The sequence below is a fragment of the Mycoplasmopsis meleagridis genome (genome assembly GCF_900660695.1).
GTDB classification, from domain to species: Bacteria; Bacillota_I; Bacilli_A; order Mycoplasmatales; family Metamycoplasmataceae; genus Mycoplasmopsis; species Mycoplasmopsis meleagridis.
In genome coordinates this window covers 21,265-42,350 of record NZ_LR215042.1, presented here as the reverse complement: position 1 = coordinate 42,350, position 21,086 = coordinate 21,265, and the positions used below count along the sequence as shown (strand labels likewise).

17 protein-coding genes are annotated in these 21,086 nt (G+C 25.4%); 7 read left to right on the top strand and 10 right to left on the bottom strand.

The genetic code is table 4. The annotated features are described in order from the left end of the window. The first annotated feature begins 51 nt into the window (after positions 1 to 51). The 7 genes from EXC33_RS00190 (at position 52) to pyk (ending at position 9,048) form a co-directional block, all read left to right on the top strand. Positions 52 to 2,556 (top strand): valine--tRNA ligase, encoded by a 2,505-nt coding sequence (locus EXC33_RS00190; RefSeq protein ID WP_046097071.1) that lies wholly within the window; start codon positions 52 to 54, stop codon positions 2,554 to 2,556. Then, entirely contained in the window at positions 2,556 to 3,434 is an 879-nt protein-coding gene (locus tag EXC33_RS00185; protein WP_046097070.1) for a bifunctional 5,10-methylenetetrahydrofolate dehydrogenase/5,10-methenyltetrahydrofolate cyclohydrolase, read from the top strand. The genes EXC33_RS00190 and EXC33_RS00185 overlap by 1 nt, the downstream gene beginning before the upstream one ends. Continuing rightward, on the top strand, positions 3,434 to 4,417 hold the full coding sequence (locus tag EXC33_RS00180) for a phosphate acyltransferase (RefSeq protein ID WP_046097069.1): 984 nt from the start codon (positions 3,434 to 3,436) through the stop codon (positions 4,415 to 4,417). Before EXC33_RS00185 ends, EXC33_RS00180 begins: the two co-directional genes overlap by 1 nt. Beyond that, the gene (locus EXC33_RS00175; protein ID WP_046097068.1) at positions 4,410 to 5,603 is read left to right on the top strand and encodes an acetate/propionate family kinase; all 1,194 of its coding nucleotides are present in this window, start codon (positions 4,410 to 4,412) and stop codon (positions 5,601 to 5,603) included. The genes EXC33_RS00180 and EXC33_RS00175 overlap by 8 nt, the downstream gene beginning before the upstream one ends. A 1-nt stretch (position 5,604) precedes the next feature. Continuing rightward, a complete protein-coding gene (gene yihA, locus EXC33_RS00170; RefSeq protein WP_046097067.1) occupies positions 5,605 to 6,204 on the top strand; it encodes a ribosome biogenesis GTP-binding protein YihA/YsxC in 600 nt (199 codons plus the stop codon). After that, the gene (locus EXC33_RS00165) at positions 6,191 to 7,522 is read left to right on the top strand and encodes an MAG1430 family protein (protein ID WP_046097066.1); all 1,332 of its coding nucleotides are present in this window, start codon (positions 6,191 to 6,193) and stop codon (positions 7,520 to 7,522) included. Before yihA ends, EXC33_RS00165 begins: the two co-directional genes overlap by 14 nt. A 95-nt stretch (positions 7,523 to 7,617) precedes the next feature. Then, a complete protein-coding gene (gene pyk, locus EXC33_RS00160) occupies positions 7,618 to 9,048 on the top strand; it encodes a pyruvate kinase (protein ID WP_046097065.1) in 1,431 nt (476 codons plus the stop codon). A gap of 66 nt (positions 9,049 to 9,114) precedes the next feature. Here the strand turns inward: pyk and rpsT are convergent, their stop codons facing one another. The 10 genes from rpsT to EXC33_RS00110 all read right to left on the bottom strand — a co-directional run bounded on the left by rpsT (position 9,115) and on the right by EXC33_RS00110 (position 21,002). After that, positions 9,115 to 9,387: a 30S ribosomal protein S20 gene (gene rpsT / locus EXC33_RS00155; protein ID WP_046097064.1), complete on the bottom strand. Its 273-nt coding sequence runs from the start codon at positions 9,385 to 9,387 to the stop codon at positions 9,115 to 9,117. Between the two features lie 126 nt (positions 9,388 to 9,513). Continuing rightward, positions 9,514 to 13,878 carry a PolC-type DNA polymerase III gene (locus EXC33_RS00150; protein ID WP_046097063.1) on the bottom strand — a complete coding sequence of 1,455 codons (4,365 nt, stop codon included), beginning with the start codon at positions 13,876 to 13,878 and terminating at the stop codon, positions 9,514 to 9,516. A gap of 67 nt (positions 13,879 to 13,945) precedes the next feature. Further along, positions 13,946 to 14,182: an MG284/MPN403 family protein gene (locus EXC33_RS00145; RefSeq protein WP_052717038.1), complete on the bottom strand. Its 237-nt coding sequence runs from the start codon at positions 14,180 to 14,182 to the stop codon at positions 13,946 to 13,948. Between the two features lie 102 nt (positions 14,183 to 14,284). Further along, the gene (gene proS / locus EXC33_RS00140; protein ID WP_046097062.1) at positions 14,285 to 15,721 is read right to left on the bottom strand and encodes a proline--tRNA ligase; all 1,437 of its coding nucleotides are present in this window, start codon (positions 15,719 to 15,721) and stop codon (positions 14,285 to 14,287) included. 50 nt (positions 15,722 to 15,771) lie between these two features. Beyond that, positions 15,772 to 16,824 carry an aminopeptidase P family protein gene (locus EXC33_RS00135; protein WP_046097061.1) on the bottom strand — a complete coding sequence of 351 codons (1,053 nt, stop codon included), beginning with the start codon at positions 16,822 to 16,824 and terminating at the stop codon, positions 15,772 to 15,774. A gap of 9 nt (positions 16,825 to 16,833) precedes the next feature. Continuing rightward, the gene (gene era, locus EXC33_RS00130; protein ID WP_046097060.1) at positions 16,834 to 17,703 is read right to left on the bottom strand and encodes a GTPase Era; all 870 of its coding nucleotides are present in this window, start codon (positions 17,701 to 17,703) and stop codon (positions 16,834 to 16,836) included. After that, entirely contained in the window at positions 17,704 to 18,099 is a 396-nt protein-coding gene (gene cdd / locus EXC33_RS00125; RefSeq protein WP_046097059.1) for a cytidine deaminase, read from the bottom strand. Further along, complete coding sequence (gene ybeY, locus EXC33_RS00120; protein ID WP_046097058.1) at positions 18,092 to 18,547, bottom strand: rRNA maturation RNase YbeY; 456 nt, start codon at positions 18,545 to 18,547, stop codon at positions 18,092 to 18,094. Before ybeY ends, cdd begins: the two co-directional genes overlap by 8 nt. A gap of 39 nt (positions 18,548 to 18,586) precedes the next feature. Next, positions 18,587 to 18,973, bottom strand: a complete 387-nt coding sequence (locus EXC33_RS00115; RefSeq protein ID WP_052717037.1) for an MAG1140 family protein — start codon at positions 18,971 to 18,973, stop codon at positions 18,587 to 18,589. Beyond that, entirely contained in the window at positions 18,951 to 21,002 is a 2,052-nt protein-coding gene (locus EXC33_RS00110) for an Mbov_0121 family peptidase domain-containing ABC transporter (protein ID WP_046097057.1), read from the bottom strand. The genes EXC33_RS00115 and EXC33_RS00110 overlap by 23 nt, the downstream gene beginning before the upstream one ends. Positions 21,003 to 21,086 lie beyond the last annotated feature (84 nt).

Sequence of the window (21,086 nt, the reverse complement as noted above, 5' to 3'; positions counted from 1 at the left end):
TAACCCAATATTATATAATTTATTATTGATTGACAATAGGAATAATTAAAAATGAATAAAAAATATCAACCAAGTGAAATTGAACCGCCAATTAGTAAAAAATGAATTGATAAAAAATTTTTTAGTTCACATGATTTAAGTAAAAAACCTTTTACTATTTTGCTTCCTCCTCCTAATGTAACTGGACAATTACATATTGGACACGCTTTTGATACTTACTTGCAAGATACTATTTTAAGATATAAAAAAATGGACAATTATGATGTTTTTTATATAGCCGGAATGGATCATGCAGGAATAGCTACTCAAAGCAAAGTTGAAAATATGCTTCTTGAAAAATTTAATCTTACCAAGCATGATTTAGGTCGAAAAGAATTTATAAAAAAAGTATGAGAATGAAAAGATGAATACGCTAAAAAATTTCATCTTCAATGAGCAGCATTAGGTCTTGGTTTAGATTATGAAAATGAAAGATTTACTTTGGATGATAAATCTAATCAAGCTGTAAATAAGGCTTTTATAGCTTTATATAGGCAAAAATTAATATATAGAGGTAAAAAGGCTATTAATTGAGATACTAAATTGAAAACTGCTATTTCCAATATTGAAGTTATTAATAGAAGTATTGAACAAGAAATGCTCTATATAAAATATCCCTTAAAAAATAGCAAAGAATATTTAGTTATAGCGACAGTAAGACCTGAAACAATGCTTAGTGATGTAGCAGTTGTTTATAATCCCAGCGATAAAAGATATTCTAAATATCAAAATAAAACTATCATTCATCCTCTCACTAATAAAGAGATTCCTATTATTTCTGATGAATACATTGATATTAATTTTGGAACCGGTTTAATGAAACTTTCTGCTCATGCAGAAATAGATATCGAACTTATTCAAAAACATAATTTAGAAATTAATGAAACTATTGATAAAAACGGCTTTATAAATTATCCAAATTCTCAATTTGACAAATTAAGTAGAGAAGAAGCAAGATTAGTTATTAAAAATTATTTAAAGGAAAATAATTTAATAGAAAAAATTGAAAAAGTAACTTCAAACGTTGGTTATTCTGAAAGAAGTAATACTCCAATTGAAATTTTAGTAATGCCACAGTGATTTGTTAGAATGGAACAATTATCCAAAATGATTTTGAAACACTTGCATTCTTACGATGCTGTTAAATTTTATCCTTCTGCTTTTATTGAACATTTAAAACATTGAATGAATAATGTTCATGATTGAACTATTTCAAGGCAGCTTTGATGAGGACACCAAATTCCCGCTTGATATAAAAATAATGAAATAAAAGTACAAATTAAAAGTCCTGGCAAAGAATGAAAAAGAGATGAAGATGTTCTAGATACTTGATTTAGTAGTGGGTTAGCCCCTTTTTCTTTTTTAGGCTGACCTAGTAAAAATAATAAACTTGAACGTTATTTTCCTACTTCTCTATTAGTTACTGGTTTTGATATTATCTTTTTTTGAATTGCTAGAATGTATTTTTTTAGTCTTAAATTGCTTAACAAAAAACCTTTTGAAAAAGTTTTAATTCATGGCTTAATAAGAGATAAAGATGGAAGAAAAATGTCTAAATCTCTTAATAACGGTGTTGACCCTATTGAAATAATAAATAAATATGGATCAGACTCTTTAAGATGATTTTTAATAACCAATTCTACTCCTGGGTTTGATATTAATTTTTCAGAAGAAGGAGTAATTAAAGGTTGAGCTATTTGTAATAAACTTTGAAATATTGCTAATTTTATTCAAGCACTTCCTAATGAAGAAAATATTAATCCTGCTGATGAATGAATGAGAGACAATATTCACGAATTAAGATTGAAAGTAAATAAATTTATTGATAACTATGAAATGACAATTATTGGTGCAGAATTAGAAAAATTTATCAATGAAACATTTTCTTCCAAATACATTGAGGTTTTAAAAGTAGCCGTTAATAAGAAAAAAGTTTTAACCAATTTTAAAAAGCTTCTTGTTATACTACATCCTTTTTTACCTTTCATTACTGACTATTTATATAAAGAAATTTTTCAAAGCGAAATTTTAGAACAAACTTTTGCAAAAGTTAAAATGAAATGTAGAAAAAGAAGTAATCATTTAGAAATTATAACCGCTTTTGATTTAGTTAATATTCTTCGTAAATATCGTGAAAAAAATAATATTTCAAAAAAGGAAATAATTTATTTTTCTCCCTTAAATAAGTTAACTAAATATCAAGAAAACGTGATTTTCAAATTAGCAAATTGTTCTGTTAAAGAAAATAAAGATTTTTTTATTTCAGAAAAAAATCTTTCTCTTTATGTCATGATAAATGACAACCAAAAAGAAAAATATATTGAGGAAATTAACAAAAAAATTTCATTTACAAATAAAGAAATCTTAAGAGCTCAAAATATTCTAAATAATGAAAATTTTATTAAAAAAGCAGCGCCTAAAAAAATTGAAGAAGAACAAAATAAATTAAAAGAATATCAGAGTAATTTAAGAGCATATCAGGAAGAACTTAAAAAAATAATGGAAGGAAACAAATAATGGAAATATACTACAGTAAAGAAATTGTTAATAAATTAACCAAAGAGCTAAAAGACGAATTTGCCTATTTAACAGAACAATTAAAAAGAAAACCTATTCTTGCAATTATTCAAGTTGGTGACAATAATTCGTCGAATAAGTATATATTTTATAAGCAAAAAAAAGCTACTAAATTGGGTGTAGAAACAATAGTTTATAAATTTCCATCTGATGTTAACCAAAATAAATTATTAAAAGAAATTGATAAGATAAATGATAATGCAGATGGGGTTATTGTTCAATTGCCATTACCAGAAAATCTTCATAGTAAAGTAATTCTTGATAGTGTTAGACAAGAAAAAGATATTGACGGCCTTAGTAGTAAGAACGAATTTAGTTTTTATAACGAAAAGGACATGGTTCAATATTTTCACTTTGTTCCAGCTACTGCTCTAGCAGTTAATGAAATAATTGATTATTATAATATTGATTTAGACTATAAAAAAATTGGTGTTGTAGGACGTTCCGCTCTTGTTGGTAAACCTATTGCTCATTTGCTTAAAAAAAGAGCAGCTAAAACTTCTACATTTTCTACTTACAATAAACGTTCAACAATTAGAGGAATCGAATCAAATGACATCGTAGTTTCAGGTGCTGGTGCACCAGGATTATTACATAAAAATAATCTTAAAAAAGATGCTATTGTTATTGATGTTGGAACTACTTACATAGAAGATGAAAACGGTAATTTAAAACTTGTTGGAGATGTAAATACAGAAGGATTAGAAAATCATATTTCTGGACTTTCTCCTGTTCCTGGCGGAGTTGGGCCTTTAACGGTTGTATGTTTATTTAAAAATCTTGCTTTAGCAGTTAGACACTATTTGGAAAATAATTAATGAATTTTACTAAGCGAATTATTAAACAAATTTCAAAAATTAAAAATAAAAGAGTTCTTTTAATCGATGATGTAAAAATCTACGAAATTAATAAAGCAGCTCTTTTTTTAAAAAAAATTAAAAGTATTGAATTATTTTTCTTTGATAAAGAAAAAAATATTATAGATATTAATAGGAATGTTATTTTTTCTTTTTCTCCTAAAAACAAGGAATATCTGTCTAATCTATATGTTGAAATAAGCAATAAAAAAGCTCAAGAAAGAAATAAAAATTTTATTTTTAGTACCGAAGAAATAATAAATAAAATTAATAACAAAATTACTATATCTTTACTACTTTTAGAAAGTAATTTTGTTGATGTTGTAATTGGCGGAAAATCTTTTCCAAGCGCTGAGTTAATTAAAAATACATTAAAAATTACAAATTTAAAAACTAATTTATTAACTTCTACAATAGTTCTTAATAATAAAAAAGAAACTCTTCTTTTTAGTGACGTTTCAGTTATCCCCAATCCTAGCTGTGAAAATTTAGTCGAAATCGCCCATAAAACTGCTTTATTTAGTTCAAAAATAAACATTATCCCTTCACTTGCTTTTTTATCTTTTTCAACTAATTTAAGTGCTAAAACAGAGGAAAATTTAAAAATTAATAAGGCTTTTAATATTTTCAAAAATAAATTTCCTAATATTAAAGCAATAGGTGAAATTCAATTTGATGCTGCCTATGATTTAAAAATTAGAAACCACAAAATGAATATTCATGACAATAATAAAATCAATTGTTTTATTTTTCCAAATCTAGATGCTGCTAATATAGGTTACAAAATAGCTAATAAGTTAGCTAAATATGACGCTTTTGGTCCTTTTTTACTAGGAACTAATAAAATTATTAGCGATCTTTCAAGAGGGGCAACAACAAAAGATATAATTAATACAATTTTATTAAGCGCATTGCTTTTTGATAAGAAGGAACATTATGAGTAGTAAAAAAATATTAGTTGTTAATGCTGGAAGCAGTTCAATAAAAACACAACTATTCGAAAAAGATACTTTAAAAGTTATTGCTAATGGTTTAACTGAAAGAATTTTTTTACATGATGGTAAAATAACAATTAAATTTAATGGTGAGATTTACGATGATGTTTTGGAATTACCAAATCATACTGTTGCAGTTGCGGAAACATTAAAAATGATGCAAAATATTAATTTAATCAATAATCCTGAAGAAATTGAAATTATTGGCTTTAGAGTAGTTCATGGCGGGCCATATTTTGACCAAAGTGTTATTTTGAATGATGAAGTTCTCAAATCAATTGACAAATGTTCTAAATTTGCTCCTTTACATAATCCTGGGGCAATACAAGCAATAGAAGCTTTCAAAAAAGCAATGCCTAAGGCTATTTTAACTGCTTCTTTTGATACTTCATTTCATTCAACAATTCCAGATATCAATAGTATTTACCCCATTCCTTATGAATGAACTAAAAAATATAACATTAAAAAATATGGGTTTCACGGCATCAGCCATAACTTTATAAAAAATAAAATCGAAGAAATTTTAAAAATTAAGCATCCCAACATAATCAGTTTACATATAGGCAGTGGAGCAAGTATTTGTGCAATTAAAGATGGCAAATCATTCGATACTTCTATGGGTTTTACACCTTTAGCTGGTATTATGATGGGAACTAGAAGCGGAGATATTGATCCTTCTATAATCGAATTCATTTGTGAAAATGAAAAAATCACTGTTCAAGAAGCAACTGCAGCTTTAAATAAAAAGTCAGGTCTTTTAGGTGTTTCTCAATTTTCAAACGACACGCGTGATATTTCAAAAGCAATTGATGAAGGAAATTATCAAGCAAAATTTACAAATGATTTGTTTGTTCAAAAAATAGTTAATTATGTAGCCGAATATGCAAATAAACTTGAAAATAAGATTGATGCTATTGTTTTTACTGCTGGAGTTGGCGAAAACTCTCCTAAACTAAGAAAAGAAGTTTGTGATAAATTATTTTTTAAAAAAATAAGTTTAAATGAAATAGAAAATAATAAAAAAATTGCAGAATATTCTCTGATTTCGAATCCTTCAAGTGAAATAAAAATTTTTGTAATTAGAACTAATGAAGAATTAATGATAGCTCAAGATGCTTTAAAATTAACAAAATAATATGTGAAAATTTATTAAATCTGCTCCTGATAAAACTTCTTGACTAGAGACGAATAATTTACAAGTTTGTCTCTGAGGAAGATCAAATGTTGGAAAAAGTAGTTTGTTAAATGCTTTAACTGGCCAAAATATAAGCTTTGTTTCTAAAACTCCTGGCAGAACACAACTAATTAACTATTTTGAAGATAATAATGGCAAATTAATTGTAGATTTTCCTGGTTATGGTTATGCTAATATTTCAAAAGAAAAACAAGCCAAAATGTTGAATAATATAAAAAGTTTTTTATTGGACATAAAAAGTAAAAAACATCTTATTTTATTAATAGATTCTCGTACAGGAATTACTCAAACTGATAAAGAAACTATTGATTTTTTGCAAAATGTTATATGACCAATTGATATTGTTTATACTAAAATTGATAAATTAAATCAAAGTGAAAAATCTAAACTTATTAAAAAACACAATGAATTAGTTGATAATAATTACCTAAGTTTTATAAATAATGTCTTCTTTGTTTCTTCACTAAAAAAATATAATATGGAAAAATTAAGTGAATATATTGCGAAAATTTTATACGAGGAAAAAAATGAAAAGATTTAAATTAAAATTAGGATTAGCTATTTCATCCATTTTAGCTTCTTCAGCTTTGATTATAGCTTTTTCTGTTGCTTCTTCTATTCATAATAAGCAAAATAATTCTCTAAATTATCAAATGAGTTTATATCATTTTAAAACTCTAAATAAAATAAATAAAAAAGATCATTTGGCTAGTGAGTTTGTTTATGCAAATTACACAGTTCCTTATTCTAACAGTCAAGATCCTAATTTAAACGACAATTCGCAATATTGAGAAAATCAACTAGAATTAAGTTCATCAAATACTAAAGATATAATTAACTTTGAATTGAAAAATAAAAACAATGCTCCTATTGATTTATTCAAAGAAAAATATAATATTTACTATCACTCCTTTGCAAATGACAAAAAAGGAATTTTATATTTAAAAGTTTTACTAGAAGATAAAAATGATGATTCTTTAAAAAATCTTTCTATTAAAGAAAAATTAGAAATATTACCCCAATTTACCTATTTTATAGAAGGATTTAAAACAATTAATTCATTAGATAGACCAGATAATCAATATCAATTATTTAATATTCAAGCTACTAACAAATTAAATTTAGATTTTTCAAATAACATTATTAACAATATTGATGATTTAATTAATAAATTACCTAAAACTAAAAGTGATAATGCAGAAACTATTAAAAATAATTTAGAATTAATTAGTAAATATTTGATTATTCCTATGGACAATAATATCGTTCATCCTTTTTATGAAATAGATAATACAAAAGCAATTTGATTTACAAAAAATTCTAATGAAGAATTAATTATTCACTACTTTTTAAATAAAAATATTCCAGTTGCTACTTTAAATGAATTAAATAAAATAGAAAAACTGGCCATTAAGAATGAAGAAACACAAGTTATTAAACTTAATTTTTCTGAATTAAAAGAAGCTGCTAAACAAGTAAAAATAATTCCTTTTAATAACGCCGATTTATCTAACGTTATTCCTTATGAAAATAGTTTTACTTTCTTCAATAGTTCATCTACATCTGATCCTCATCATAATACTTCAAATGGTTATTACAATAGACTAGATTTAATTTTTGATGATTCCTATTCTAATTCGTATAAATATCAATTAGAATACTATTTATTAGATCCTAAAAGTGGTCTTAATAAAGAGGATAACAATTATACCAATAAGCCTATAATAAGCTATGATTCGAAAACTGGTAGTGCAACTTTTGCCTATAAAATAAAAAACAAAAACCAAAGCACAGCGAATGGTATTTTAGAATATATTGGCACATTTTCTTTAAATGACGTATTTAAAAAGCAAATATAGAGTGGAACAAAAAACCACTTTTTTTATAATTGCTTAATAATTATATTTATTAAAATAAAGTATGAAATTATTATTAATAACCTTGTGAGGAAAATATGTATTCAATTAACAAAAATAGCAAATTAATTATTACAATTGGACCTGCGTCATCAGATTATGAAATCATGAAATCATTAATTTTAGCAGGAGCTACATGCATTAGAGCTAATTTTAGTCATGGCACTCATGAAGAACAAAGAGAAAAATTTAATACTGCTAAAAAAATTTCTAAAGAACTAAATATTCCTGTTTCTCTTATGCTTGATACTAAAGGCCCTGAAATAAGAGTAGGCAAAATGCAAGAAGGCGGACAAAATATTTCTGCTAATTCAATTATTACTATTAAAACTACAGAAGAGGATTATAAAAATATTGATGGTAGCGATAAAGTTATTACTGTTTCTTATGATATGTCACAAGATTTAAAAGAGGGAGATATTGTTCTTTTTGACGATGGCAAATTAACATCACATGTTGTTAGCGTTAAAAAAGGTATAGTAGAAGTTAAAACCTTTAATTCTCATTTCTTAAAAACTAATAAAAGAATTAATTTGCCTGGTGTAGATTTTTCTCTTCCTTTCTTAAGCGAAAAAGATAAAAACGATATTATTTTTGGAATCAAGGAAAATGTTGACTATATTGCTGCTTCTTTTGTTAATACTTCACAAAATGTTAAAGAATTAAGAGAATTATTAGCTAATAATAACGGCGAGAATATAAAAATTATTGCTAAAATAGAAAGCCAAACAGGAGTAAATAATATCGATAGTATTATTGAAGCAGTTGATGGAATTATGATAGCTAGAGGTGATTTAGGCCTTGAAATTCCCTATTATGAAGTTCCAGTAGTTCAAAAAATGATAATTGAAAAATGCAGAAAAGCCGGAAAAGTAGTAATTGTTGCCACTCAAATGTTAGATTCTATGGAAAACAACCCTCATCCTACCAGAGCGGAAGTAACTGATGTTTATTTAGCTACTGAATTAGGAGCTGATTCAACAATGCTTTCTGGAGAAAGCGCATCTGGAAAATTCCCGCTATTAGCTGTTGAAACAATGGCAAAAATTAATAAAAGAGCCGAAGAAGAATTCTATAAAAAAGAAAATTACGAAAAAGAATTCTTAAAAGCCGAAAGTTGTGGAACAGCATGTAAATCAAATAAAGAAGCTTTTGCTTTAGAAATAGCTTCAAAAATTAAAAATTCAAATTATAAATATCTAGTTGTTGCTGCTGAAGGCGCTTGTTTAATTAATGCCTTAGCGAAATATAAAATTAAAACTCCTATTTTGACCATTTTTGGTAAAGAAGAATTTGTCAATAAATTTGGTTGCACATATGGCGTTTGACCTGCTCTAAATTCAAAAGAATTATTTCAAGAAATTCAAAAAGACGAAAAAAATGTTTATAAACTATTTAACACATATAAAAAAGAAGAAAATGAAACATTTTTATTCGTAAACAACAACACAATTAAAGAAATGAAGTAATTTAAAAATACATCCTGAGTAAAGGATGTATTTTTAAATTAATATTTATAAAAATTTATTGAGGTCTTAGGCTTCTTTTTGCATTTGAGCATTTACAAAATTATCTAAACGAGAAGATTTTCTTGCTCCTTTATTAGGATGAAAAGTTCCTTTTTGTACTGCTCTAGCAATTATTGAATGCGCTTTTGCAATTAATTCTTTTGCTTTTGGATCATTTGCCAAAACTGCTTCTCTAGCAGCTCTAATAGCTTTACGCACTCTTGTTTTCATAGCATTGTTACGGAGTCTAAATTCTTCCATTTTTGCAATGCTTCTTACTTTTGATTTTATATTTGCCATTTTATACCTCCCTTTTTCGTATTGTTAGTTATCTAACTGAAAAATCTTTCTAATTATAATAAAAAAAATAATTATCTATAAAGATAATTACATTTTTCCTTTTAAACTATAAAAATACATAATAAACTAAAATAAAGTCATTTGGTTAGTATCGTCTAATTCATCAAAAATTCCCATTGTCTTAAGTTTATTAAGTAAAGTTCTATTAATTCCCGTTCTTTTATTAAAATCTTCTGTAGAAATAAATTCTTTCTGATTTCTTGCTTTTACTATTGAATTAGCAATGGCTTCTCCCAATTGAGAAACTGCATTAAAAGGCGGTATTAAACATTTATTTTCATTGTCAATTATTCATTCTGTTGCTAAAGATTTCTTTAAATCAATATTACTTATGTTAAATCCTCTTGCATACATTTCTTGAATTATTTCAAACATAGGAATCATTTTTTTATCAGTTTCTTTAATTTCTTTGGACTTATCTAATTTGTATAACTGCATCAATTTATTCTTTACTTTAGAACCCCCTTTTTCATCGATCATACTTTCTAAATCATAATTATCAGGTCTAATGCTAAGATAGGAAGCATAAAATTCTAAAGGGAAATTTAACTTATAGTAAGCTATTCATCAAGCCATTAAAACATATGCAGTAGCATGCGCTTTGGGAAACATATATTTTATTTTCTTCATGCTTTCAATTTGTCAATTAGGAACATTGTGTTCAAGTAAATAATTTTCTTCCGTAGAAGTTAGTCCTTTACCTTTACGAACATTTTCCATAATTTTAAATGCTTTTTTTCTATCTATTCCTTCAATTTTTAATAAGTTAACTAATATATCATCACGACATGAGATAACTTCGCTTAAATTAAAATTATGTTTTACTACTAATTCTTCTGCATTTCCTGTTCATACACTTTCTCCGTGCGATAGACCAGATAAAGAAATTAAATCAGCAAAACTTTTTGGCTTAGATGAAGCTAACATTCTTCTTACAAAAGAAGTACCAAATTCAGGAATTCCTAAAGCTCCTGTAACTTCTCCCATAATATCTTCTGATTTAATTCCAAGAGGTTCAGGAGAACTAAATAATTTAATTAGATTTTTATCTTTTTTAGGTATTTGATGAGTTTTTACTCCGGTTTTAGATTCTAAAAATTTTATAATCGTTGGATTATCATGTCCTAAAATATCTAATTTAAGTAAATTGTCATGAATTGCTTTGTAATCAAAATGAGTTGTTTTTCAATCTGCCTGAATATCATTTGCTGGATAGTTTATAGGTGTAAAATCAAAAATACTATATTCTTTTGGAACTATAATAATTCCTCCAGGGTGCTGCCCAGTTGTTCTTTTTAAATCCATGATTTTATTGGCTAAATAATTCATGTAAATATCATTTGCTACTTCATTTTTTTCTTCAAAATAAGCTTTGACATAACCAAAAGCTGTTTTTTCTGCAACAGTTTGTACAGTTCCTGCTTTAAAAGTATTATTTGGCCCAAAAAGCATTCTAACTTTATCATGTATTTTAGGTTGTATATCGCCTGAAAAATTTAAATCAATATCCGGAACTTTATCTGCGTCAAAACCTAGAAAAGTTTCAAATGGAATAGTATGGCCGTCAGTGTCTAATATTTCGCTACATCTAGGACATTTTTTAGGATCTAAATCAAAACCTGATGAAATTTTTTCATCTTTAGTAATTTCAAAATATTTACAATTTTTACAAATATAATGAGCAGGCAGGGGATTAACTTCACTAACTCCTGACAAATAGGCAGTTATAGATGAACCTACTGATCCACGACTACCCACTACATATCCATTTTCGATTGATTCTTTGATCAAAACATGGCTTATTCAATAAATTACAGAAAAACCATGATTAATGATTGGATCAAGTTCAGCTTTTATTCTCTCTTCAATGAATTTAGGCAAAACTACACCATATTTTTCTCTCGCTGTTTTGTATACTAGTTCTTTTAATTTAATTTCTGAATTATCGAATTCTGGTTTAAATAAATCCTTTTTAATAACTTGAATATTTTCACACATATTGGCTATTTTATGTGTATTTTCAATTACTATTTCATTTATTAACTCTTTATCGTTTAGAAAACTAAATTGTTCAAGCATTTCTAAAGTATTTAAAAAATATTGATTAGGAATTTTTAATGTATTGTTTTTTGCTCTTTCATAGCTGTATAAAAAGTGTCTTGCTTTTCCAATACCTTTTGCATAAACAACTATTTCATAAGCTTTTTTATCTAGTTCTGATTTATATTTTACATCACCTGTGGCAACAACAATTTTTCCTTTATTTTTAGCAACTAAAATAATTTCTTTTAAGGCATTATTCAATTCCTCTTCAGTTATATCACCATAAGCAATTCAGTGTGAAAATACTTGTGGCGCAGGAATTTCAATGTAGTCAAACATATCAATTGTTTTAAGAAATTCTTCGTGTGAACTATAAAAATAATCTTCTATTAATTTACTTTTTAATGTGCCAGAACCTATTAAAATATTTTCTTTTTCTCTTACTTTATCGAAAAATATTTTTGGAGATTCAATAGAAAACTTATTAGTTAAAAGTTCGCTAACTAAATCAAATTGATCTTTTAGTCCTCGATTATTTTTTGCTAATGTACTTATTTCATAAGAAAATTCTCTTTTTATTAAAGCATCGTTTACATAATTAGATAATTGGTTTAAATCATAAATTCCAATTTTTTCCAAGGAAATAATCAATTGACATCATATTTCTCCTAAAACTTTTGCATCATAATCTCCACGATGGGCAACTTCTTCATCATATTTAATTTCAAGTCTATCAGCCAGGTTTTTAAGTCTATGTCTGTTTTCATTAGGAAAAAGCAATCTAGAAACTTTTAAAGTATCAATTACAGCAAAATTAGGAAATTCTTTGCCCTGTTGATAAAATTTTTGTTTAATAAAGTTAAAATCAAATTTTGCATTATGGGCTAAAGCTATTTTATTATTTAATATTTCATATATTCTATCTAACGCCTCATTAATTTCTAAACCGTTTTCTAACATACTGTTACTTATCCCAGTTAAATTCGATGTAAATTTATTGATAGGTTTATTTGGCTTAATAAAAAATTGTTCTTTATTTTCGACTCTTAAATTATTTATTTCTACAGAACCAAATTCAATAATGTCACCGAATCTAGCTAATAATGAAGAAGTTTCTATGTCAAAAGATACATAAGAAGCATTTCTTAAATTTTGATTTTTAAAAGTACCTAAAATAGTATTAAATTTGTTTGATATAACACTAAAAGCTGTTCCATAAAGAGGTTTAAAATCAGGGCATTTTAAAGAATGATTATAAAATTTAGGATACCCTTGACATCCATTTGTGTCCATTATTGCAACTGCATTCATTCCTAATTCTATAGATGAATCAATTATCTCATCTGGTTGCATTAATCCATCCATAGTATTCATTTTTGAACTAACATGTAATTCAATTCTTTTTTTACTTAAATTGTCTTTTTTAAGAACAATTGGCCCATTGCCTTTTACATAATTGTCAAGATAAACTACATTTAATGGTTTTCCAAAAGCAATTTTTTGTGTATATCTGCCGAAAAATTTTACTCAATTATTTATTTTAAAAATTTTCTTTTCTTCTTCGTTTAATTCGTTTTCTTTAAACATTTGTACTTGAATACCACTATCATAGTCTGTTATGTTTAATATATAAAGATGTTTATTCTTCTTAGAATTAATTAATTCTTTGTGCTCTATGCTAAAAATTAAACCCTCAATTTGAACGTTTAAATCGTGATAATAATCCTCTAAATCTCTAAGTTTATAATATTCATATTCATTTTTCTTGTTATTTTTAGATAAAACAAACTCTTTTTTTGATGATAAATCATTATTAATTTCTGGATTATTTTTTAACTTTTTTACTATTTCAGAACCATTATTATTTTCTGTATTTACAGTTATTTTAGTATCTGAATTTCCACTTTCCTTTTTATAAATAAATTTAACTTTTGTTAAACCTAATTTATAAAATTTATTTTCTAAATGTTTTATTGCTTTTATTACTTCTTCGTTATAGAAATCATCATTTAAAATGAAAGAATAAGTATTATCGTTTTTCTTCTCAAATTTTTTATCAAAATCAAAAGTAAATAAAGTTTTATATTTAGGTTTAGATATTATTTTCTTAATATAAATCAAAATATTTTTTATTTCATATTGTTCATTAGAAAAATTAAAAAATACTGATGTATTTTTCATACTCTCTTTATTTTTTCCTAATATTTTTATAAAATTCTTCAAATCTTCTATATCTACAAGATTTGAAAAATTAAAATTTAACAAAAAATTAAATGTTTTATTGTCTGAAGTTTCTTGAATAATTAAAGATGAACTTCGCATTGAATAAGGAATTTCGAAATTTAAATTTTTACAAAATTCTTCAAAATGTAACTCATCATCATTCATAATATTATTAGTTTAACAAAAATAAAATTCATATTAGAAAAAAAGCAGAACAAATAATTTCTGCTTTTTATAAATTAAAATAATACAAGAAATTAGCAATTGCTTTTTTTCTCTTAGTATAATAGCAAGATTTAGAAAAACGTTCTTTGTATCATTCTTTATTTTGTGTTTGATATAAAAATTCATTAACAATAATATATCTATCTGTTTCATTTAGACAATTTAATATTTTTTTAAAATCATCTGTGAAATAATGATATAAATCTTTGTCAAACTTTTTATTTAATCTTGCTTTTTTAGCCATATCGTCGTATCTTAACGATTTAGCTCTAGAAATTTCGCAATTACATATATGTAAAACTGTTTTATAATCTGATTTTTGGCTTACTGTTTAAAAAAATCATTATTAATACGCCTTTGCAAAAACAACATATCTATTAGTTGTTGACTTACATGTTGGATAAATACATTTTGCTGCTTTAACAGGCTTATTTATTTTTTTAGGTATACATCTAGAAGTTGCGCCTGTTTCTTCTTTGATTTTATCTTCTGTCTTTCCCGAACAGCAAAAAGGAGCAATAACAAATTTTCTATTTTTTATTCCTTCTTTAAATGTTTCATAATCAGTAACAACTATTGTGTTTTCTTCTAATCTTTGTTCTGCTAATTGCAACAAATTAATATGAATTTCGTCTAATGTGTATTTAACGTTTTTCTTCAATTCGTTGCAAGAAACAATTTCTTTTTCTTGGGTATCTCTACGCACAAAAGTAACCGTATTATTATCTATATCTTTTGGCCCAATTTCTATTCTCAATGGAATGCCTTGTATTTCAGAATTTGCCGCCTTGTAACCTGGACTTTTATCAGATTCATCAAGAAATACTCTATATTTCTTAGACAAATCATTTTTTATTTGCAAGGCTAATTCGTGAATTTTTGGATTCTTATTGGCAAAGAGTTCGATAATTGAAATTTGTATTGGTGCAACTTTTGGAGGAATAATAATGCCACGATTATCACCATGTGTCATTATAATTGCTCCGATCAGACGAGTAGAAATGCCCCACGAAGTCTGATATACATAATCGTTAACATTTTTATAGTTTTTGAATTTAATATCGAATTGTTTAGAAAAATTTTGTGCTAGATAATGTGATGTACCTGCTTGAAGAGCCTTTCCATCTTTCATCATTGCTTCAATTGTATATGTTGAACAAGCTCCCGCAAATTTTTCATGAGATGTTTTTTTACCTACAATAGTTGGAATAGCTAAATAATTACGTAAAAATTTATTGTAAATCATTATCATATTTTTAGTAAATTGTCTAGCTTCCAATGGATCTGAATGACAAGTATGTCCTTCTTGTCATAAAAATTCTCTATTTCTTAAAAAAGGATTTGTTGTTTTTTCTCAACGGACTACATTGACTCATTGATTGTATATCAATGGTAAGTCGTTATATGATTCAACACTATTTTTAAATAAATTTGCAAATAAAACTTCAGAAGTAGGTCTAATAAATATTTTTTCATCAAGTTTTTTATCACCTGCCATTGTAACAGTTGCTAATTCAGGATTAAATCCTTTTATGTGTTCCTTTTCCTTATTAAACAATTTTTCAGGAATAAACAGTGGTAAATAAACATTTTTTATACACTTTTCTTTAAATATCCTATTCAAATTAAACTGTATTTGTTCCCAAATTCCGTAGGCATTTGGTTTAAAAATTAGTGTTCCTTTTACAGGACCATAATCAATTAAGTCTCCTTGTTTAACAACATCAATATATCATTTAGAAAAATCTTGTTCTAAAGGAGTAATTTTATCTAGCAACTTCATAAGTAAAATTATATAAAAATAATAGTCAATTTAAAAAAGCACAAAGTGCTTTAATTTTTTTCTTTTTTTTGCGAAAGAACTCATCTTCCAGTTTCAGTAACTAAGACATCGTCTTCGTTTCTATAACCTCCAAGGCCTTCAATATATATTCCTGGTTCTACTGTTATAACCATTCCTGGTTCTAAAATTGTTTCTTTTGTTTTGTTAACGTTTGGTAGTTCATGAACATCAATGCCTAATCCGTGGCCAGTGGAATGAACAAAATATTTTCCATATCCTTTTGACTCTATATATTCACGACAAACTTTGTCAATGTAAGAAGTTGAAACTCCCGGTTTAATTGCATCCCTTCCTGCCTTTGCTGCATCTAAAACAATTTGCTTAATCTTTAAAAGTTCACTATTATTGGCTTTGCTATCGCCTCCCAAAATTATAGTTCTTGTTATATCTGCACTATATCCTTTATAAAGAGCACCAAAATCAATTTTTAAAAACTCTCCTTCCACTAAAACGTCATCCGTGGGATGATGATGAGGTTCGGCTGAATTTTTGCCAGCAGCAATAATTTCATCAAAACTTTCTTTTTCTGCACCATTTTGCTTCATTAAATAGTTTAATTTTGCTGCAACCTGTTTTTCAGTCATTCCTGGTTTAATTCAATCCATTAATTCGTTATATGACTTTAAAGAAATTTCGATTGATTTTTTCAATAATTCAATTTCTTCATCAGATTTTTTAATTCTTAGCAATTGTCCGTTAATATGTTCTATTTTTTCAGGTTTAATAACAGATTCTAAGAACTTATAATCTTTAAAAACAATATAATCCATTTCAAAAGCAACTTTTTTATATCTTTTGTTATCAAAAAAATCTGACAATGTTTGTTGTCCATTAAGTAAAATAACTTCAACATTTTTTGCATTATTTTTAGCGTATTCTATATATCTTCCATCAACAAACAAATAAGCTTTTTCTTTTTCAATAACTAAATATCCATCAGAAGTTTGAATTTTAGAATATCAAAGTCTAGTTTGATATGCATTAGATATAACTGCATCTATTTCTTTTTCTACAAATAATTTATTTAAAATTTCTTTATTCATAACATTCCCTTAATACTCAAATTTTTTCAACATTTTTTCATCATCGATTCATTTTTTTGCAACTTTAACTTTTGTATTTAAAACAACTTTTGTTCCAAATAAACTTTCTATTTTTTTTCTAGCTAAAATACCAATTTGTTTGATCATTGATCCCTTTTTACCTATAAGCATTCCTTTTTGAGAATCTTTTTTTACATAAACTGTAGCATTAATTTCAATAAAATCATTATATTCATTAAATTCGTTTATTTCAACAGCAATAGAATGCGGAAGTTCTTCACGCAAAAAATAAATTGCTGCTTCTCTAATTAATTCTTTTGCTAAGAATCTCATAGTCTTATCTGTAATGAAGTCTGAATCGTATAGTTTTTCTCCTTCATAAGTATAGGTTTTTAAAAGATTTAACAATGAATCAATAGATTTCTTATTATTGATAGAAACTGAGATAATAGACGAAAAATTATATTCTTCCAATTCGTTTAACTTATGTTGAATTTTTTCTGGTTTTTTTGCTAAATCAATTTTTGTAATAATCGCAATTTTATTTGGTAAATCTTTGATTTTATCTAAAATGACTCTATCACCTTTTCCAATTGTTTCATTAATGGGAGTCAAAAACAAAATACAATCAATATCAATAATTGAATCAAATGCTGACTTATTTAATTTTTCTCCTAATAAATTTTTAGGTTTATGAATTCCTGGCGTGTCAATAAAAACTAGTTGATATGATTCATCACTATAAATTCCTGTAATTTGATCTCTTGTTGTTTGCGCAACATTCGAAACAATCGCAAGATTATAGTTCAAAATTTTATTTAATAAGGAAGACTTCCCGACGTTTGGTCTTCCTATTATTGAAAACATTCCTATATTCATTTATTTTATTTGTTCTGCTCTTATAGGCATTGGAACTAATTCTTTAACTGTGAAAACAACTTTTTGATCTCCCTTTTGACCATAAAGAGTAACTATAGCATCATCTGGCATAAATTCTGTAATTACTTGACGGCAGCCAGCGCAGGGAGAAGTAGGTTTATCTACAGAAGCCATTACATATAATTCTTTAAAATGCCCTACCTTTCCGCCATATGCAACAGAACCAAAAAATGCTGATCTTTCTGCACATAACCCTGATGGAAATGCAGCATTTTCGCAATTTACACCATAAAATTCTCTTCCTTGATCGTCAACAGCAATAGCAGCAACTTGAAATTTTGATCAAGGGCAATATGCCTTAGGTAATAATTCTTGCAATTTTTTTATCTTATTCATATTCCCTCGTAATTCCTAAAGGCACGAAGATATCGTCAACTAATTTATTCATTTCGATTCTTTCACTCTCATTTTCATGATCATAACCCATTAAATGTATCAATCCATGAGCAAAAAGGTAGCAATACTCTCTTTTTAAAGAATGATTAAAATCTTTTGCTTGGGATTCTACTTTTTCTTTACTAATAATTAACTCCCCTAATGGAAAAATAGGTAAGTCATTATAAAGTTTTTTGTCTCCAAAATCAAATGAAAGAATATCAGTTGGATAATCTTTTCCTCTATATTTTTTATTTAAAATTTGAATTTCGTGGTTGTTAACGATAGTAACATCAACAACAACTAATTTATTGATGTTAAAAATTCTTGTTAAATTTTTTAATATCTCATTGAATTCTTCATAATATTCGAATTCATCACCATTATTGTCAATGTTTAATTCAACCATACAATAATTATAATATATAAGAAATGATTTTAAGTAAAACTATTTTCCGAAAAGTTCCATAAATAAGGGTTTTTGGTCTAAAAATATATAAGAATTAATTATTGAATTAGGATAAATTCTTACATTTTTTGGAAAGTTGTAAATTATTAATTCTGTTCCCTTTATGTTTGTAATTATTTTCTTTAATTTGACTTCATAATTTTTGTTATTTATTTCCAATACTATTTTTTGATCCTTATCAAGAAGATAAGATAATGAACTATCACCTAACAATTTTATATTTCTTTTTTCGTCAATACTTATTTCAACATGTTTTACTTTATCAATTTTGTAATTAAATATGAAAATAAAAAAAGCAATACTCAATAATGTTAAAAATATTAATAAAAACATATGTCATTTATTAAATTCTGTTAATTTCTTCAAAATTAATTTCCTTGCTATTGAAAATAAATTTTTTTGAATGACTAATTTCTATAAATAACGCTTTTTGATGTATATTCTTTATTATTTTCTTTAATTCATCAATAATTGAAGTATCCAAATTTTCAAAAATTTCATCCAAAACTATTAATTTGTAAGATTGAATAAATAAACGTAAGATAAATAAAAACTGTCTTTGTCCAGTAGAAAAATTTGATCCATTATCAATTATTTTTTGATTTAAATTTATATTCATTTTTGCTATTAAATTAGCTAAAGAAGTTGTATTTATTACTTCATTAAAATTATTTTCTTTATTTTTATCACCATTGGTTATATATTCAAATACTTTTATGTCGGGTAAAATATTGTTAGAATTAAGAACGATAATTTCTTCTTTAAATTTATCTATATCAAGATTCCAATAATCTATATTATTAATAGTTATGTTTCCTTTTCAATCATCGATATTGTTGTTTATCACATTGATAAAAGTAGATTTACCAATTCCGTTTTTTCCAATAAATTGAATATTTTGGTCTATGGTGAATTTTTCTATATTTAGAATCGCTTTTCCATTTTCATATTCAAAAAATAATTTATCAATATAAATTTCATTAATATCTCCAATTTTTAAATTTCCTTCCCTATTATTAGCGTTATTTATATTTAGCATGAAATTGATATTATCTATTGCTTCGTTATACAAATTTTTACTAAAAAATAAATTAGATATTGATTCAAAAGGATTTATTAAAAAAGAGGAAATAGTCAAAACCATAATAATAGTTCCAATTGACAATTCATTTTTTAAAAGAAAAATGGATGAAATAAAAATAATAATTATGTTGAAATTACCCATAAATAATGAGTTGATGAAATTTTTAAAATTAGAAATATTATTTATATTGCTAAATATTTGTCTGCTTTGTAACTTTAAAATATTATGTTTTTTTTCTAAATAATTAGCCAAATGAGTCTTGTTAACATTCATACAATTATTTAAAATGTTTTTTTGACTTTCAAGCTCTAATAACTGATTATGCATTAATGGCTTTACCAACTTTGAACTTTTTATTCTGCATATATAATTAAACAAACTTATAATTATCATTAGTATGAAAACAACTGCAAAAATTAAATAATTTAAATATATCATTATGAATGAAGAAACAACAAATGATAATAAATCAAAAACTATGTAGAAGAGAAAATTTGCTTTATATTCAGCAATAACATTAACATAATTAAATCTTCTTAAATAATCACTAATTTCAATTTTTTTAAATTCCGTTAACCTTAATGAATTTATTTTTGAAATAAGTTTTTGTGTTAATTCTATGTCTATTTTATTAGTCAATTTATTAATCATTACATTCTTGTATAAAATAACAATAAACCTAAAAATATTAAATCAAATAAATAGCAAAAACACTACTAACAAATTAGTAATAGATTTATTTGGCAATATAATATCGAAAATTATTTTTGAATAAAATGCAACCCCAATAGTAGGCAACAAATTAACACAAGCAAGAAATAATAGAATAAACGTATACTTTTTATTGTTTATTAATGAATTAATTTTATTTTCGATGTTTAAATTATTTTTTTCAATTTTTCCTGATGGTTCAAAAATTAAAATTATTTCTAAAAATATTTCTCTTAACTCTTTTTCTGAATAAACATGAATATATTCGTCCTCAGGATCATAAATATAGTATTTGTTATTTTTTATCTTTTTTAAAATAACAAAATGGCGTAAATAATTTTTTGCTATCAATAATGCTATTGGCAAATCATCTTTTTTTAATTGGTTTAAAGAATCGAAAATACAATTGTATGTTTCTATTCCTATATTGAATTCTTTTGCCTGTTCTTTTAATGAATAAACATTAATGCCTTCACTTCCATAAGATGCCTTCAATTTTAAATAATTGATATCTATATCTTCTCTATGAAAATGCCAAATAAAATATTTTAAAACATAAAGTGAACAGTCTTTTTGATCAAATTGTTTCCTCATTTTCATACACTACTTAATTAAAAATAATTGTAAAATATCAATACAATGGAAAAAATATAAACTTTTCCTTACTTTTTGTGTTAAGGAGGC